Origin of the sequence: Acidovorax sp. ACV02, from assembly GCF_014851475.1 — a bacterium.
GTDB lineage: Bacteria > Pseudomonadota > Gammaproteobacteria > Burkholderiales > Burkholderiaceae_C > Acidovorax > Acidovorax delafieldii.
This window is the reverse complement of record NZ_JACUZU010000007.1, coordinates 327,815-342,321: the sequence shown is the minus strand read 5'-3', so window position 1 is coordinate 342,321 and position 14,507 is coordinate 327,815. Positions and strand designations below refer to the sequence as shown.

Here is a 14,507-nt window from a genome sequence, read left to right as displayed (position 1 = left end):
GGCTGGGCAGGTGCATGAGAACTTGGGCCGTGCGGGACCAGCCTGTGGTGTGGCCAGACCATTGCAGGGCGTGTGCGGCAAGGCCAAAAAGTGTAGCCCAGGCGCGCTGCGCCGCGGTGCAGTCAGCCCGCTGGAGCGGCGGGCATCTGCGTGCTGGCAGGGGGGGTATCGCTGCTGCTTCCGCCGTCCGCCGAGGCGAGGATGGCATCAAGTAGCGCCAGCGCCTGCAGAAAGTCGAACCCATCGATGGCCTGTGCCAGCGCCTGGGCGCGGTCCGGGTAGTGCTGCAGCATCGCCGGGTGCAGTTCGGCATACGCGGCGCTGGCATCGAGATCGTCACTGGCCAGCAAGGGCCGCAGCGTGCGCAAGCCTTGTCGCAGGTGGTCCGCACTGGCGGCAGGGGCTGTACTTGTTGTCTGCGCAGAAGCATCCACCACGAAGTGCAGGGATTGCACCAGCTGATGCAGTCGTGCATCCAGGTCTTGCAGCGCGTGTTGGGCGTCGGCGTCCAGGCCCCCTGGCGGAGCGGCCTGTACTCTGGCCTCGGCTTGCTGCGCGGCCACCTGCAAGCCGGTGAGTCCTGCTGTACCCGCCAGGCCCTTGAGGGTGTGCAAGATGCGCTGCGTTTCGGCCAGGTCGCCACCTTGCCAGGCCTGCAGAGCCTTTTGCGCGTCCTGGGGGTGTTCCATCACCATGCGCTGCAGCAGCCGTACCAGCGCTGCAAAGTTGTTGCCCAGCGATCGCAGCCCCTGCTCCAGCTGAAAGCCTACCACGCTCTGGAGTTGCGCCCGCATCTGGGTTTCATGCGCCAGCGTGGGGGTCGATGTCGCAACGCTGGGCGTTGGGGCGGCGCCCGTGGCGTCCACGGAATGGGGCAGCAGGCGCGCCAGCACGCGCGCCAGTTGTGCCGGGTCCACGGGCTTGGGCAGGTGGTCGTTCATGCCAGCGGCCAGCGCGGCTGCGCGGTCTTCGGCGAATGCGTTGGCGGTCATGGCCACGATGGGCGTCTGCGCATGGCCTGGCAGCGCGCGGATCTGGCGCGTGGCCTGCAGGCCATCCAGGTGGGGCATCTGGATGTCCATCAGGATCAGGTCGTAGTGACGTTCGCGCGCGCGCTCCACCGCAATTGTCCCGTCGCCCGCCACATCTACGGCAAAGCCCAGTTGGCGCAACAGCTCGCCCGCCACCTCCTGGTTCAGCGCGTTGTCTTCGGCCAGCAGCAATTGCAGCCCCGGGGTGAAACGGACGGGCGCATCGGCGGCCAATGCGGGCGCAGCGGCCTCTGGCAGCTGCGCATGGTTCCACACGCGCACCAGCACGTCTTCCAGCGCCGTGGGCAGCACGGGTTTGGGTAGGAAGGCCGCAAACGGCCCGGCATCCACCTCGTCGGCAGGGCAGCTCAGGCTGCCGCTGACCAGAATGCAGGCGGGGCGGTGTTGGAGCGGCAAGGCGCAGATCTGTTGCCAGGTCTGGGTGCCGTTCAGGCCCGGCATCAGCCAGTCGGTGAGCACCAGCTCGTAGGGGTCGCCGAGTTCGTCGGCCTGTGCCACCGCCTGCACGGCCAGCGCGCCGGACGATACGGCATCGGCCCGCGCTCCCAGGTGGGTGAGCATGTCGGCCAGCAGCTCGCGGGCCTCTTCCATGTCGTCCACCACCAGGACGCGGGTGCTGGGGGGCAGGGCCTGCACATGCTGCGGTGCTGCAGCCTGGGAGCTGATGCCAAAGGGCGCCTCAAACCAGAAGGTGCTGCCCCTGCCAGGCTCGCTGCGCACACCCACTTGCCCGTCCATCAGGTCGGCCAGGCGGCGCGATATGGCCAGCCCCAGGCCGGTACCGCCGTGGGTGCGGGTGGTGGAGACATCGGCCTGCTGAAACGCCAGGAACAGCTTGCCCTGTTGCTCGGGGCTCAGCCCGATACCGGTGTCGCGCACCTCAAAGCGCAGGCGCACTTGGTTGGCTTCGCGATGGGTGACAAACGCGTGCAAGGACACGCTGCCGCGTTCGGTGAACTTGACTGCGTTGCCCATGAAGTTGGTCAGGATCTGACCCAGCCGCATCCCGTCCCCATGCAGTATTGGGGGTACACCTGCAAGCTCGGCCATCACCTCCAGGCCCTTGGCCTCGGCCTTGTCGCCGGTGATGGTGAACACGTTGCTCACCACCTTCTCCAGCTCGAAATCGGTCGGGTCCAGGGCCATCTTGCCCGCCTCGATTTTGGAGAAATCCAGGATGTCGTTGATGACGGCCAGCAGGTGCATGGCAGCGCCCGACACCTTGTCGAGTTGCTGGCGCTGGTGCGGGTTGGTGGTGTCGCGGCGGATCAGGTGGGTCAGCCCGATGATCGCATTCATGGGCGTGCGGATCTCGTGGCTCATGTTGGCCAGGAAGGCGCTCTTAGCCTGGTTGGCTTCGTCGGCCATGGCCTTGGCGCTGCGCAGCTGGGCATTGGTGTGCTGCAGCTCTAGGGTTTGCTGAGCCAGGGCCTGGCTGGTCTTTTCGAGATCGAGCGTGCGCTCAGCCACCAGCTGTTCTAGCTCGTCGCGGTAACGAGCCAGCTCACGCTCAGACTGCTTGCGGCTGGTGATGTCCACCCATATGCCGGTCATGCAGTCGCGGTCGTGCAGGTGCAGGGGGCGCATGGAAACCCAGAAGTCGCGCACGTTGCCGGCCTTATCGCGCCGCTGGGTCTCGAAGTCCTGGCCGCCCAGGGCCTGGATGCGCCGCAGCTTTGCATCGACCTTGCTTCTGTCCGAGTTCAGCTGCAGGTCGTAGAGGTTCATCTGTGAAAATTCTTCGCGCGTGTAGCCCAGCGATTCGTAGGTGGCATCGTTGAAGCTCACAAACTGCAGTGTCTGCAGGTCCAGCACCACGATGCCGATGGGGGCCTGGCTGATGATGTTGGCGTGCAGCTCCTCGCGGTCGTGCAGTTCCGCCAGGGCCAGACGGCGTTCATCCTGTGTTTTCTGAAAGGCCAGCACTGCATTGGCCATGTCTCCGATGTGCGTGCCTTCGCGTGCGGCCATGGCCTTGATGCGGGAGAAGGTCTTGTAGTCGCTCAAGCCGCTTTCGCCGCGCGAGAGCTTTTGCAGGATGGTGTTGAGCTGGTCCAGCTGGCGGGATGTGGACCGCGACAGCACAAACCACAGTGCCAGAAACACCAGCGCGGCCAGCGTGCTGTAGAGGCGCATGCGGCGATCGAAATCCTGCAGCTGGTTGCGCGTGGTGGCGGCATTCTCTATGGCGTGGTCCATGAAGGTCTTGGCAATGTCGCCCATGCGCAGTGCGAACACGCCGTAGTACGCCGTGGCGCTGATTAGGTGCTCGCCTGCCGCTGACTGGTCGATGGCCATCTGGTCCGAACTCATCAGCGCAAACTGGCGAAACTCTTGAAAGGCTCTGAGCGCAGCGGGGTAATGCGTGCTGACATGCGAGAAGTCGTGGGCTGTGGTCAGCGCAGTCAGGTCCTTTTCGAGCGCGGCCATTTCGTCCACGATGAGCCCGTGGAGCTGGTAGGCCTTGGCTTCGTCCACCTCGCGGTATTTGGAGACAGTCAGGGTCTGTGTCAGCCGCAGCTTGATCTCCAGCAGTTTTCGGCTGATGGCTTCCGCCTTGGCGGCCACCTGGATGTCTTCCTCCTGGCTTTGCAGTGCCTTGCGTTGCACGGTCTGGGTGTGCTGCTGCACTGCGTAGTCAAACCCCATGCCCACCAGAACGGCCAGCACCACCGGCAGAAAAAAACGCAGAAAAAACCGTTGGCGTTTGAGCAGGAGGAGCATGGGCGATGGGTGGCGCGATGGTGGGTCAGCGCTTAGGGGATGCGGGCAGCAGGGCGGCCCAGTGAGACGGCGGAATGCTGCCAAGGTATTCAAACCGCGACTGCCCCAAGGGACGCAGCACCACCATCGTTCCCTCGGGCTTGACGAAATAACCCATCAGATCCGCCATGTTGGGTGCGTGTGCCACGATGACGCGGTTGGTGCCTGCAGGAACCGGGGTGGATACCAGGGCCCGCGTGGCGGCGATCACCGGCTTTTTCTGCTCGCTTGTGAGGTTGGCGGTGTAGGCCAGAAGGGGCTCTGCGCGCAGCAACTCCGGCTGAGTGGCAAACGTGAGCTGCGCGCTTTCGCGGGCCCTGCACAGCGGGCTGTGGATGACCTCGCCCACGGGAATGCGGGCGCGCTGCAGCGTGACACCGAGGTCGCGCGCCTGCTGCCGCCCCGCATCACTGAGGACTCGTTGGGTATTACAGTCGTTCAGGTCCACCTGCGGGGCCTGATCCATCCGGCTGCTGTCGGTGGCGCCGTGGCGCAGGTACAGCACAAAGCCTCCCTGGCGCAGTTGCGCCAGCAGGGCCGGGCTGACGAGAGTTTCCTGAAAGTCCTGGTCCTGTGCGCTGCATACCCCAGGCCACCCTGCCGCTGCCGCAGCGGCCAGCACACAAGCACCCACCGTGGCCCGGCGGACGGGCGGGTTGCCGTGCAGTGCGATGGCCGGGGAGAAGGCAAGCATGCTTCACGGCTCCAGCGCGGGCGCCGGGTGGTCTGCAAACTGCTCGGCGATGGCTGCAAACTGCGGCACCAGCTCTACAAACGCATCACAGATGTCGGGGTCGAAATGCTGGCCACGGCCTTTGCGGATGATGTCCACCGCATCGTCGAGCGTGAACGCGCGTTTGTAGTGGCGGCGCGAGATCAGCGCGTCAAACACATCGGCGATGGCCATCAGCCGTGCGGGCAACGGGATGGCGTCGCCCTGCAGTCCCTCGGGGTAGCCCGAGCCATCCCACTTTTCATGGTGGCCTGCCGCGATCTGGCGTGCGGTCTCCAGGAACTCCAGCGCCGAGTTTCTGGGGGCGCTGGCCGGATGGGCCGGCTGCTGGCGCCCCATCTGCAGCACGCTGCGGATGGCCTCGTCGATGGCGTCGGCACCAATGCGTGCATGGGTCTTCATGATCTCGAACTCATCAGGGGTGAGCTTCCCTGGCTTGAGCAGGATCGCGTCGGGGATGCCCACCTTGCCGATGTCGTGCAGGGGCGCGGCCTTGGCGATTTGCTGGCGCTGGTGGGGGCTGCCCAGCAGGTGCTGAAAGCGCGGGTGGTCCTGCAGGTGCAGCATCAGCGCCTCGATGTAGGCCTGCGTGCGGTGCAGGTGGTTGCCGGTTTCGTTGTCGCGCTTCTCGGCCAGCGTGGCCATGGCGTGCAGGCTGAAGTCCTTGATCAGCTCGTTCTCGGCCATGCGCCGTTGCACCTCGGCGTCTAGGTAGCTGTTCTGGTCGGCCAGCCAGTCGCGCGCGGCCTTCAGCTCCAGATGGGTGCGCACCCGCGCCAGCAGCACGGCGGGCTTGATGGGCTTGGCCACGTAGTCCACCGCGCCCGCCTGCAGGCCGCGTTCTTCGTCCGCGATGGCGTCGAGGGCGGTCACAAAGATCACCGGGATCTCGCGGGTCTCCGGCGCTGCACGCAGGGCTGCCAGCACCTCGTAACCGTCCATCTCCGGCATCATCACATCGAGCAGGATGATGTCGGGCACCGGCTGGGTGTGTGCGACCTGCAAGGCCCGCTGCCCCGAGTTGGCCACCCGCACGTGGTAGTAAGGGCGCAGCAGCTGGCCGATGACGGTCAGGTTTTCGCGGGTGTCATCGACGACCAGTACCGTTTTGAGCAGGGCTTTGTCATCGGTCGGCAAAAACATGGTCGGAGTGCTTTCGGGCTACCGAGCAGAGAATCTGCAGGGTGTAAGCGCATGTTACTGCCCTTACGGAAGCTGACAAGCTTTCCATGGTGCGGTGGTCGGACAGCCCCTCCGCATCCATCCATTGCGGGCGCAGCACCTGCCCGGCGGGAGGCGCCCCTTTTTAGCCAAACGACCGCGCTGCGGCCATGGCGCCCATGCGCTGGCTGATGGCAAAAAACTCTGCCACGGTGTCGTCAATGATCTGCTGAGCGGTCTTGACGGAGTCAATCAATCCCGCGGTCTGCCCCGCCAGCGCAGGGGCCGCCTCCATGTCACCGTCAAAGTACACGCGCTGGATGCCCGCAAAGCTGTCGGCGGGCATCAGGCCCGCTTCGTGGATGGCCTGGGTGCGCTGCGACTTGAGCGCGCGGATGCAGGGGCTGGCCTTGGTGTTGAGCATCCAGGTGCCGGTTACGCCCGCATCGACGATCGCGTTCTTGTAGTTGGCGTGCACGGGGCTTTCGGCGCAGCTGACAAACCGTGTGCCCATCTGCACCGCCTCGGCCCCCAGCGCAAAGGCTGCGGCCATGCCGCGCCCGTCGCAGATGCCACCTGCCGCCACCAGCGGCACCTCCACCCGCGCGCGGATGGCCTGCAGCAGCACCAGGGTGGAGACCTCTTCGGGGTTCTTGAAGCCGCCGCCTTCACCGCCTTCGACCACCAGGCCGTCAATGCCTGCGTCCACGCATTTCAGCGCTGCGTCCACCGTGGGCACCGCGTGGTACACGGTGATGCCCGCGTCCTTCAGCGGCGCGATGAACTTGGCCGGGCTGCCCGCCGAGGTGGTCACAAACTTCACGCCCGATGCACACACAAAGCGCAGCATGGCGTCGTCCTTCAAAAAGCGGATGGGCAGGTTCACGCCAAACGGCAGGCCCAGCGCGCTCATCTTGGTGATCTCGGCCTGGCAATTGGCCGTCTCGCCGGAGGACGTCTCAATGATGCCCAGCCCCCCCGCGCGCGACACCGCCGAGGCCAGCTGCGTGCGCGCAATCCAGCCCATGGGCGCCTGGATGATGGGGTAGCGCGCGCCCGTGTGGGCCAGGACGCGGTTCGTGGCGGGTGAGGTCATGGGCAAGGTCTCCTAGTTTTTTGAGAGCGCCCATTATTTCGACGGGCATGCCGTCGCCGTGTCGCCCGCGTTACGGGGCCGGGGCGGGGGTCTCGTGCCAGGGCAGCTTGGCAAACAGGCGCTGCCAGTCGGCGCATGGCACGGTGGAGTCGTCGGAGGGGGCGTGCCCGCAGTCCCAGTCCGCGGGTCCCGGCCAGCGCAGCCCGCTGTCGAAGGTCATCGCCGCCCCCGTCACCGGGTGGGGCACCGTGAGCTGCCAGGCATGCAGCCACAGCCGCTGCTGGCCCAGCCGCTCGGCCCACCAGCGGTTGAGCGGGCCCTTGCCGTGCGTGGCATCGCCAATGATGGGGTGCGCCAGGTGCTTGAGGTGGCGGCGGATCTGGTGGCGCCGCCCCGTGGTCGGGAGGGCCTCGACCAGCGAGGCGCGCGTGGTGGCAAAACGCGCATCGCTGGCCTCGGGCAATGTGAGCTGTGCCAGCCGCCAAAAGCGTGTGTGGGCGTCCTGTACGGCGGCATCCGCAGGCGCATCGTCGGGCTTCAAGGCGTGGTCCACCTCGATGGCCTCAGGCGCCCAGCCGCGCACCATCGCCAGGTAGCGCTTGTGCGTGGCGCCATGCTCAAACGCCTGCGACAGCGCGCGCGCCGCATCGCTGTGCAAACCCATCACCAGCACGCCGCAGGTGCCCTTGTCGAGCCGGTGCACAGGGAACACATGTTGGCCCAGCTGGTCGCGCAGGGTCTGCATCACAAACCGCGTCTCGCCCGCGTCCAGCCCCGTGCGGTGCACCAGCCAGCCAGCAGGCTTGTAAACGGCCACCAGGTGCTCGTCGCGCCAGAGGATGTGCAGGGGAGGGGGCATGGAGGAATGTGTGTGGGCCATCGCGGGCTAGGGATCCTCTGCACGAATCAAGCGGCAAGTGAGCGCAGCGGATCGGGAGGGGCTGCAAGGCGCAAAAACGCAGCAATAGCCGTAGCTATTGCGAGTATTTGCAACGCTGCAGACCGCCCGAGGCCGCTGATGCACACGGCGCGCTGATTCGTGCAGAGGATCCCTAGGGGAAGGCGCGGATTGTGCCGCACGCGCCGCTGCCTACACTGGCCCCGTTCAACCCTTGCAAAGGATGCCCAGGTATGTCCGCTGGAGACTGGAAAGACATGTACGCCGCCGCCGTGGCGGGCGACCTGGCGCTGGTGCGCCACCACATCAGTGCAGGCGTGAACCCCAACTACCAGCATCCCGAGATCCTTTGCACGCCGTTGGTGGCGAGCCTTATCCAGGGCCACCACGAGATCGCCCACTACCTGCTGGCGCATGGGGCTGACCCGGGGCTGCGGTCGGACTTCGACGACATGACCCCGCTGGAGGCCGCGCGCCGCTACCGGCGCACCGAGTTCATCGCCTTGCTGCAGGCGCAGGGCGCCAAGGAAGAGCGCAAGCCGTTCTGGTGGCGCTGGTTGCCCATTTAGCCCCCTGGGTTGCTTGGCGTCCTTTCCCCAAGGGACGCCACCCGTGCGCTGCGGCGCTCACCGGGGCCGCGCCCGTCTCAATGGGGCGACTGGCCTGCGTGTGCTGTTTCTTTCGCCCTGAGCTTGGCGCCGATGTACTCGCCGTGCGTCACATGCAGCAGGCCGGCCACCTTGCTGATGGTGTGCATCTCGTTCTCGTCCGGGCGTGCGTCCGCGTAGGCGACCTGCCACATGGCTTCAACGAGCTGGATCTTCTCGTCCTGCGTGAAATGCTCGTTCAGCTGGCTGGTGAAGCGCTGGTAGTCGTAGGCGGTTCTGGAGGTGGCTGCGGCCTGTTCCAGCAGGCGCTGCAGTTCATCTTCACTTAGTGCAAATTGCCGGTGCAGTGCGGTTTGCATCACGCTGCGCTCCGCATCGCCCACCGCCGACTGGGTCCGTACCACCTCCACCAGCAACACGGCGGCTGCCAGTTGCACAGACCGCGCACGCTCTGCGGGAGATGGCGTGGGGTTGAATGGGGTGAGGCTTTCAAGCAGGTCTTTGAGGGCTTGGAACATCGTGTGGTTTGCTGGCTGCGTCAGTAGGGTGGAGGCGTTGGGGATGGGGTTGGTTCCGCTGACATGTGCTGGCTGCGCACGTTGCGCTCGCTGCGGCACAAAGCCCCGGCGACAATCGGGGGCCATGACGAAGAAAACCATACTCCCCCTGCAACTGCTGGTTGCCCCCGACAAGAACGACCCCGCACCGCTGATCCTGTACCACGGGCGCAACTGCCCCGATGGCTTTGGCGCGGCGCTGGCGGCATGGCTGTACTACGGCGACCAGGCTGAATACGTGGGGCTGGACCACGGTGATGTCAAGACCGTGGACGACCTGCCGCCCCTGCAAGGCCGCGCGGTCTACATCCTCGACTTCTCGTTTGCCAACGAGGTGATGGCCGCCATCGACGAGCGCGCCGCCAAGCTGGTCATGCTGGACCACCACAAGAGCGCGGCCGAAAAGCTCACCGGCTTTGCCTGCCGCTGCGGTGTGGTGCACTTCGACATGAACAAGTCGGGCGCGCGGCTGGCGTGGGAGTTTTTCCATCCGCACGAACCGATGCCTGCCCTGTTCAAATACGTGGAAGACCGCGATATCTGGAAGTGGGAGTTTGCCGAGAGCGCTGCCTTCCTGTCAGCCCTGGACATGGAAGAGCAAGGCTTTGCGCGCTGGCGCGAGATTGCCGACTTCACGCCCGAGCAGCTCCAACAGTTCATGGTGCGCGGCGAGGCCATGGACCAGAAGTACCGCAAGCTCTGCGCCGACATCGCCGAAGGCGCGCAGCCGCTGGTGTTCAACGGCATCACCGGCCTGATGGTCAACGCCCCCGGCATGTTCCACAGCCTGGTGGGCGACATCCTCTCGGCCAAAACGGGCACCTTTGCGCTGATGTGGAGTGCTGGCGACAAGGGCGTGAAGGTGGGGCTGCGTGCACAGCGCAACTTTGACTGCATCGCGCTGGCCGAAAGCATGAGCGGCGGTGGCCATGCGCAGGCCTGCGGCTTCAAGATGAAGGTGGATCGCCTGCCAGAGCTGCTGACAGGTACCTTCAACGCGTGATGCCCGGGCGATTTTGAGTATCAATCGCCTGTAGCGCTAGAGCTATATGCCTGATTAGCTATCAAAAATATAGTGAATGATATTGCGCGCCAGCGCGGCTAAACCAGCCGCAGGTCGGCCCCCTGGGTCCCTGGAAACACCCGCGCCACGGCCGCCGCGTTCAGCCCGTACATGAGGGCGAACAGTCCCCCCAACACACTGCGGTAGTCGTTGAGCACGGGGTAGTCGCGGTTCTGGAACAGCGTGGTGGCGGTCAGCGCCTGCTGCTCGCCCGCAATGCGGCCGCCATTCACCCCGCCGCCCAGCACCCAGAACACGGTGCCGTGGCCATGGTCCGTGCCCCGGTTGCCGTTCTCGCGGAAGGTGCGGCCAAACTCGCTGATGACCACCACCACGGTGGACTTCCACGCGGGGCCCATCTCGTCGGCAAAGCCTGCCAGGCCCCGGCCCAGTTCCTCCAGGCGGTTGGCCAGCGTGCCGGTGGCGGCGCCCTGGCCCACATGGGTGTCCCAGCCGCCCACGTCCACAAAGCCGAGCTGGTAGCGCGACTGCATGAGCCGCGCCATGCGCCGGGCCGTGCCTTCAAATCCCTTGGTACTCAGCGCATTGCGGCTGGCGGCCTCCATCTCGCCCTGCATGGTGCGGGCGACCTCATCCCGGGTGGCAAAGCCTTCGTTCACGGGCGTGGCCAGCGGTGTGCCCCGGTACATGGAGGCGATGAGTTCGGCCTGCCGCGCATCCACACCACCGCGCCCCGCGCCTGCGCTCAGTGCGGTGTTGGGCACGTCCACCGCCCCGCGCAGCACCAGGGGCAGGGTGCTGGTGAACGCCATCGGCTGCAGCGCCACCGGGGCACTGTCGGCGCGCGGGTTCAGCTCGGCCACCAACCGGTTCAGAAAGCCTGATCGGTAGTCGCGCCGCCCGCCCAGGGGCTGGCCCAGCTCGATGCTGTCCTGGGTGTCGAAGTGGCTGCGGGAGAGGTCGTCCGTACCTGCAAACGGCACAAAGGCGAGCTGGCGCTGCTGGTACAGCGGCAGCATCGATTCAGCGAGTGCCGGGTGCAGGCCCCAGTCGGGGGTGAGCGGCAGGGCGCCGCCCTCCTGCCCCGGCCGGGCGATGGCGATGTTGGGCCGCGTCTCGTAGTAGTAGCTGCTGGCCGTGGGCACCAGCAGGCTGGCGCAGTCGTAGCCACCGCGCAAGAACACCAGCAGAAAGCGCGCGTCCTGCGCGCGGGGTGCGGCGAGCACGCTGGCGCTGTACACGCCCAGGCCCGTGCCGAGTGCGCTGGCGCCCAGGGCCTGGAGAAGGTGTCGTCTACAAAGCATGGGGCTGTCCTTTCAACCTATTCAATGGCGCCCGAACGCATCATCGGCTGCTGCGCAGGCGCGTCGCGGTCAAAGCCGTGGCAGCCGTGCAAGTGCCGCCCCGCCGCACGGGCTGCGTCCCCCTTCCCGAAGGGCGAAGCCATTCGAGAGAAGGGGGAAGGCGCGAAGCGACTCAGGGGGATGTACTCCATCTCCTCTCCTCATCCGTGCATGAACTCAGGGGATGCGAGGAACAGCAGGTTCCATTCGCGCGGTGAGGTGGCCTGTGCCAGGGCGCTGCGTGTGGTCGGGGACCAGGTGGGCTCCAGCGTACGCACGTAGGCGGTCTGCGCCAGGGCTGGGGGCACGCGCGGCGCGGCGCGGGGTGCCGCGTCATCGTTCGCTGGTGGGGCGGCCATGGCGCCTGCCCCCAAGGCCCGCGCCATCTCAAAGCGCGTGCTCATCTGCCCCGAGCCTGACCATGTCGCGGAGTCCAGCGGGTAGCCATCGGGCGTGACACGGCCATACAAAGGCTCGGCCAGCCGTTGCAGCCATGCCAGCGCAGGGTCGGTGCTGGGCAGCACGGCATCGCCGTGGGCCAGGCGCAGGCCCGCCAGTGCGTAGTGCACCGGGTCCCGAAAACGCTGGCCCAGGGACGCACGGAACTCTGGTGTGTGGAACAGCGTTTCCAGCACTGCCGCAATGTCGCCGTCCGTGCGCTCAAAGCTGTGGGCCAGTGTCTGCAGCAGTGCGGGAGGCGGGTTGTCGCCCACCAGAAAGAGCGCGATCTTGCGGGTGATGAAGCGCGCGGTGGCAGGCGCACGGGCCAGGCGGTCCAGCGCTTCGTCCACCTCGGCCAGGCCTTGGGCGCGGAGCGGCTGGCCGAGCAGTGTTTTGGGGTCCCAGTCATGCCGCTGCGGGTTGAATTCAAACAATCCCTCGCGCACGTAGTGGCGAAGCAGTGCGGGCCTCATGCGCGGGGGCTCGTCACCCGGCGGCCGCTGCGACACGCCCACGCCGGTCAGCACGCGGGCCAGCTCCTGCACGTCCTGCTGGCTGTAGCCACCGTCCACGCCCAGCGTGTGCAGCTCCATCAGCTCGCGCGCGTAGTTTTCGTTGATGCGGCCTGCGGCGTTTTGCGCGTTATCCAGGTACCGCAGCATGGCCGGGTGGCGCACGGTGGCGCCCAGCAGGTCGCGAAAGCGGCCCAGTGCGTGGGGGCGCACCGCACGCTCTTCGTAGTCGCCCACCAGTGCCCGCAGGCTGCCTTTGCCTGCAAACACGTTGAAGTGGTTCATCCAGAACCAGGTCATCTTCTCGCGCAACTGGCTGGGCGAATACAGCGCGCGCAGCACAAACCGGGCGGCAGCCTCTTGCTGCAAGGCCCGCATGTCCTGCTGCCAGGCCTTGAGCGCGGCCTTGCGCTCGTCTTCGGTGGGTTGGGCCTTGGCGGCGCGGTTGCGGGCTTCCATGTTGGCCGCCAGCGCCTCGATGGGGGTGCGCGAAATGGCCATGGCGTCGATCTGCGCCTGGGCTTCGCGGGGCAGTGCGGCGTTGGCACCCGGGCGCAGTTGCGCAGCCAGATACGCACTGATGCCCAATCCGCCCTGCGCTTGCGTGCCCTGGGCGGTGCAGCCCCAGGTCACGCGGTCCAGCAGGCGTGCCAGGGTGGGTTCGTCGGCCGCGCTCCAGGTGCCCGGGCCTGTTGTGTGGGGCACTGCGGCTGCGGGGGGCGCGGCTTGTGTGGCAAGGGGGGCGCCAAAGACGGCGCAACCCGCCAGGCCGAGCAGCAGGGTGCGGCGGTGGAGGTGCAGTGGGTTAGTGGGGGTCATGGGGCCTCGCGGGCAGCTAGCCAATGGCTGTCCGCATGGTGCCGCTGCCACCACCCGCATGCAAGCCCGCACGGCGGGTTTTACCTGCGCGACACAAACGCCAGGGAGGATTTATCGAGGGGTATCTCCAAACCCCTAGACATGATCGCCTGAGAACAGGTTCTCGGTGCTATGGCGCTGCGCCCGTGGCCTGCGCGGCCTCCTCAAAACGGTCTACCTTGCGCAGGGTCTGGAACGCCATCATCCAGCCACCCACCACCCCCAGCGTGCACAGGCCGCCCACGAGGGCGGCGGGCACTACGCCCAGCCATGCGGCGCTGGTGCCAGCGCGGAATTCGCCCAGTTCGTTGGACGAGCCGATGAACAGCATGTTCACCGCATTCACCCGCCCGCGCATGGTGTCGGGCGTGGAGAACTGCACCAGAGCGCCCCGGATGTAAACGCTCACCATATCGGCCCCGCCCGCCACCAGCAGCGCCGCAAACGACAGCCAGAACAGTGTGGACAGCGCAAACACCAGGTTGGCCACACCAAACACCGCCACCGCGATGAACATGGTGCGGCCCACTTGGCGGTTGAAGGGCCGCATGCTCAGGTACAGCCCGGCGCTGACCTCGCCCACAGCCATGGCACTGCGCAGCGCACCCAGGCCCGCCGGGCCTACATGCAGCACCTCTTGCGCATAGATCGGCAGCAGCGCCACCACGCCGCCCAGCAGCACGGCAAACAGGTCCAGCGAGATGGTGCCCAGGATGATGGGCCGCGTGCGGATGAAGGTGATACCCGCGCCAAAGCGCTCGAACATCGTGCCTTGCGCGGGGCCGGGTGCCGTGGCATGGGCCACCACCACGCGCAGCAGCAGGGCCACCCCGAGCACAAAACACGCGCAGCAGATGGCATAGGTCAGCTCTCCGCCGCCCAGCGCATACAGCAGCCCGCCCAGCAGCGGCCCGCCAATGCTGGCCACACGCATCAGCATGCTGTTGGCGGCGATGGCCTGGGCCAGTTGTGCACGGGGCACGATCTGTGGCAACAGGCTCTGCATGGCCGGGCCCGAGAACGCGCGGGCACAGCCATACAGCACCAGCACGGCATAAATGCCCGCCACCCCACTGCTGCCGTGGCCAGACAGCCACCAGAGCAGGGCGCTGCACAGGCCGCCCACCGACCAGGCGATCGCCAGGATGCGCTTGCGGTCAAAGCGGTCGATCAGGTCGCCCGCGGGCAGCAACAAAGCCAGCATGGGCAGAAACTGCGCCAGCCCCACATAGGCCAGCGCCAGCGGCTGCCGCGTCAGGTCGTACACCTGCCAGGCCACCACCACCGCCTGTACCTGGGTGGCGATGACGGCCACCACGCGGGCGACCAGAAATGAAACAAAACCGGTATGGCGGTAGACGTTGGCAGGTTCGGCGGGCGCGGCAACAGCAGCGCTCGGGGTGAGGGGCTCAGGGGTGGGCATGGATAGGATCAGCGGGGGAAGCATCCGCCCGATGCGGC

Annotated in this window: 11 protein-coding genes; 2 read left to right on the top strand and 9 right to left on the bottom strand. The window is 66.6% G+C overall.

Features of this window, described 5'->3' with window-relative positions; translation table 11 throughout:
- Positions 1-122: 122 nt before the first annotated feature.
- The 5 genes from IB236_RS18590 to IB236_RS18570 form a co-directional block, all read right to left on the bottom strand.
- Positions 123-3,776, bottom strand: coding sequence for a response regulator (locus IB236_RS18590; protein WP_192421751.1), 3,654 nt, complete (start codon positions 3,774-3,776; stop codon positions 123-125).
- A gap of 25 nt (positions 3,777-3,801) precedes the next feature.
- On the bottom strand, positions 3,802-4,509 hold the full coding sequence (locus tag IB236_RS18585; RefSeq protein ID WP_192421750.1) for a histidine phosphatase family protein: 708 nt from the start codon (positions 4,507-4,509) through the stop codon (positions 3,802-3,804).
- A 3-nt stretch (positions 4,510-4,512) separates the two neighbouring features.
- Positions 4,513-5,691: a two-component system response regulator gene (locus IB236_RS18580; protein ID WP_192421749.1), complete on the bottom strand. Its 1,179-nt coding sequence runs from the start codon at positions 5,689-5,691 to the stop codon at positions 4,513-4,515.
- Positions 5,692-5,854: 163 nt separating this feature from the next.
- Positions 5,855-6,805, bottom strand: coding sequence for a nitronate monooxygenase family protein (locus IB236_RS18575; protein WP_192421748.1), 951 nt, complete (start codon positions 6,803-6,805; stop codon positions 5,855-5,857).
- 70 nt (positions 6,806-6,875) lie between these two features.
- Complete coding sequence (locus IB236_RS18570) at positions 6,876-7,664, bottom strand: pseudouridine synthase (protein WP_225581236.1); 789 nt, start codon at positions 7,662-7,664, stop codon at positions 6,876-6,878.
- Between the two features lie 272 nt (positions 7,665-7,936).
- On the opposite strand from IB236_RS18570, the gene IB236_RS18565 reads away from it, so the two are divergent.
- Entirely contained in the window at positions 7,937-8,272 is a 336-nt protein-coding gene (locus IB236_RS18565; RefSeq protein WP_116747541.1) for an ankyrin repeat domain-containing protein, read from the top strand.
- Positions 8,273-8,349: 77 nt separating this feature from the next.
- Here the strand turns inward: IB236_RS18565 and IB236_RS18560 are convergent, their stop codons facing one another.
- Positions 8,350-8,829 (bottom strand): TerB family tellurite resistance protein, encoded by a 480-nt coding sequence (locus tag IB236_RS18560; protein WP_192421746.1) that lies wholly within the window; start codon positions 8,827-8,829, stop codon positions 8,350-8,352.
- A 124-nt stretch (positions 8,830-8,953) separates the two neighbouring features.
- Here IB236_RS18560 and IB236_RS18555 point away from each other — a divergent pair, with 124 nt between their 5' ends.
- Positions 8,954-9,871, top strand: a complete 918-nt coding sequence (locus IB236_RS18555; protein ID WP_192421745.1) for a DHH family phosphoesterase — start codon at positions 8,954-8,956, stop codon at positions 9,869-9,871.
- Between the two features lie 98 nt (positions 9,872-9,969).
- Here the strand turns inward: IB236_RS18555 and IB236_RS18550 are convergent, their stop codons facing one another.
- The 3 genes from IB236_RS18550 to IB236_RS18540 form a co-directional block, all read right to left on the bottom strand.
- Positions 9,970-11,196, bottom strand: a complete 1,227-nt coding sequence (locus IB236_RS18550) for a DUF1501 domain-containing protein (RefSeq protein ID WP_192421744.1) — start codon at positions 11,194-11,196, stop codon at positions 9,970-9,972.
- Positions 11,197-11,396: 200 nt separating this feature from the next.
- Entirely contained in the window at positions 11,397-13,007 is a 1,611-nt protein-coding gene (locus IB236_RS18545) for a DUF1800 domain-containing protein (RefSeq protein ID WP_192421743.1), read from the bottom strand.
- 169 nt (positions 13,008-13,176) lie between these two features.
- Positions 13,177-14,469 (bottom strand): MFS transporter, encoded by a 1,293-nt coding sequence (locus IB236_RS18540; protein ID WP_192421742.1) that lies wholly within the window; start codon positions 14,467-14,469, stop codon positions 13,177-13,179.
- Positions 14,470-14,507 lie beyond the last annotated feature (38 nt).

Bases quoted from the DNA above. Each gene is read 5' to 3' on its own strand.
- IB236_RS18590 (WP_192421751.1), bottom strand. From the start codon at position 3,776: ATGCTCCTCCTGCTCAAACGCCAACGGTTTTTTCTGCGTTTTTTTCTG.
- IB236_RS18585 (WP_192421750.1), bottom strand. From the start codon at position 4,509: ATGCTTGCCTTCTCCCCGGCCATCGCACTGCACGGCAACCCGCCCGTC.
- IB236_RS18580 (WP_192421749.1), bottom strand. From the start codon at position 5,691: ATGTTTTTGCCGACCGATGACAAAGCCCTGCTCAAAACGGTACTGGTC.
- IB236_RS18575 (WP_192421748.1), bottom strand. From the start codon at position 6,805: ATGACCTCACCCGCCACGAACCGCGTCCTGGCCCACACGGGCGCGCGC.
- IB236_RS18570 (WP_225581236.1), bottom strand. From the start codon at position 7,664: ATGCCCCCTCCCCTGCACATCCTCTGGCGCGACGAGCACCTGGTGGCC.
- IB236_RS18565 (WP_116747541.1), top strand. From the start codon at position 7,937: ATGTCCGCTGGAGACTGGAAAGACATGTACGCCGCCGCCGTGGCGGGC.
- IB236_RS18560 (WP_192421746.1), bottom strand. From the start codon at position 8,829: ATGTTCCAAGCCCTCAAAGACCTGCTTGAAAGCCTCACCCCATTCAAC.
- IB236_RS18555 (WP_192421745.1), top strand. From the start codon at position 8,954: ATGACGAAGAAAACCATACTCCCCCTGCAACTGCTGGTTGCCCCCGAC.
- IB236_RS18550 (WP_192421744.1), bottom strand. From the start codon at position 11,196: ATGCTTTGTAGACGACACCTTCTCCAGGCCCTGGGCGCCAGCGCACTC.
- IB236_RS18545 (WP_192421743.1), bottom strand. From the start codon at position 13,007: ATGACCCCCACTAACCCACTGCACCTCCACCGCCGCACCCTGCTGCTC.
- IB236_RS18540 (WP_192421742.1), bottom strand. From the start codon at position 14,469: ATGCCCACCCCTGAGCCCCTCACCCCGAGCGCTGCTGTTGCCGCGCCC.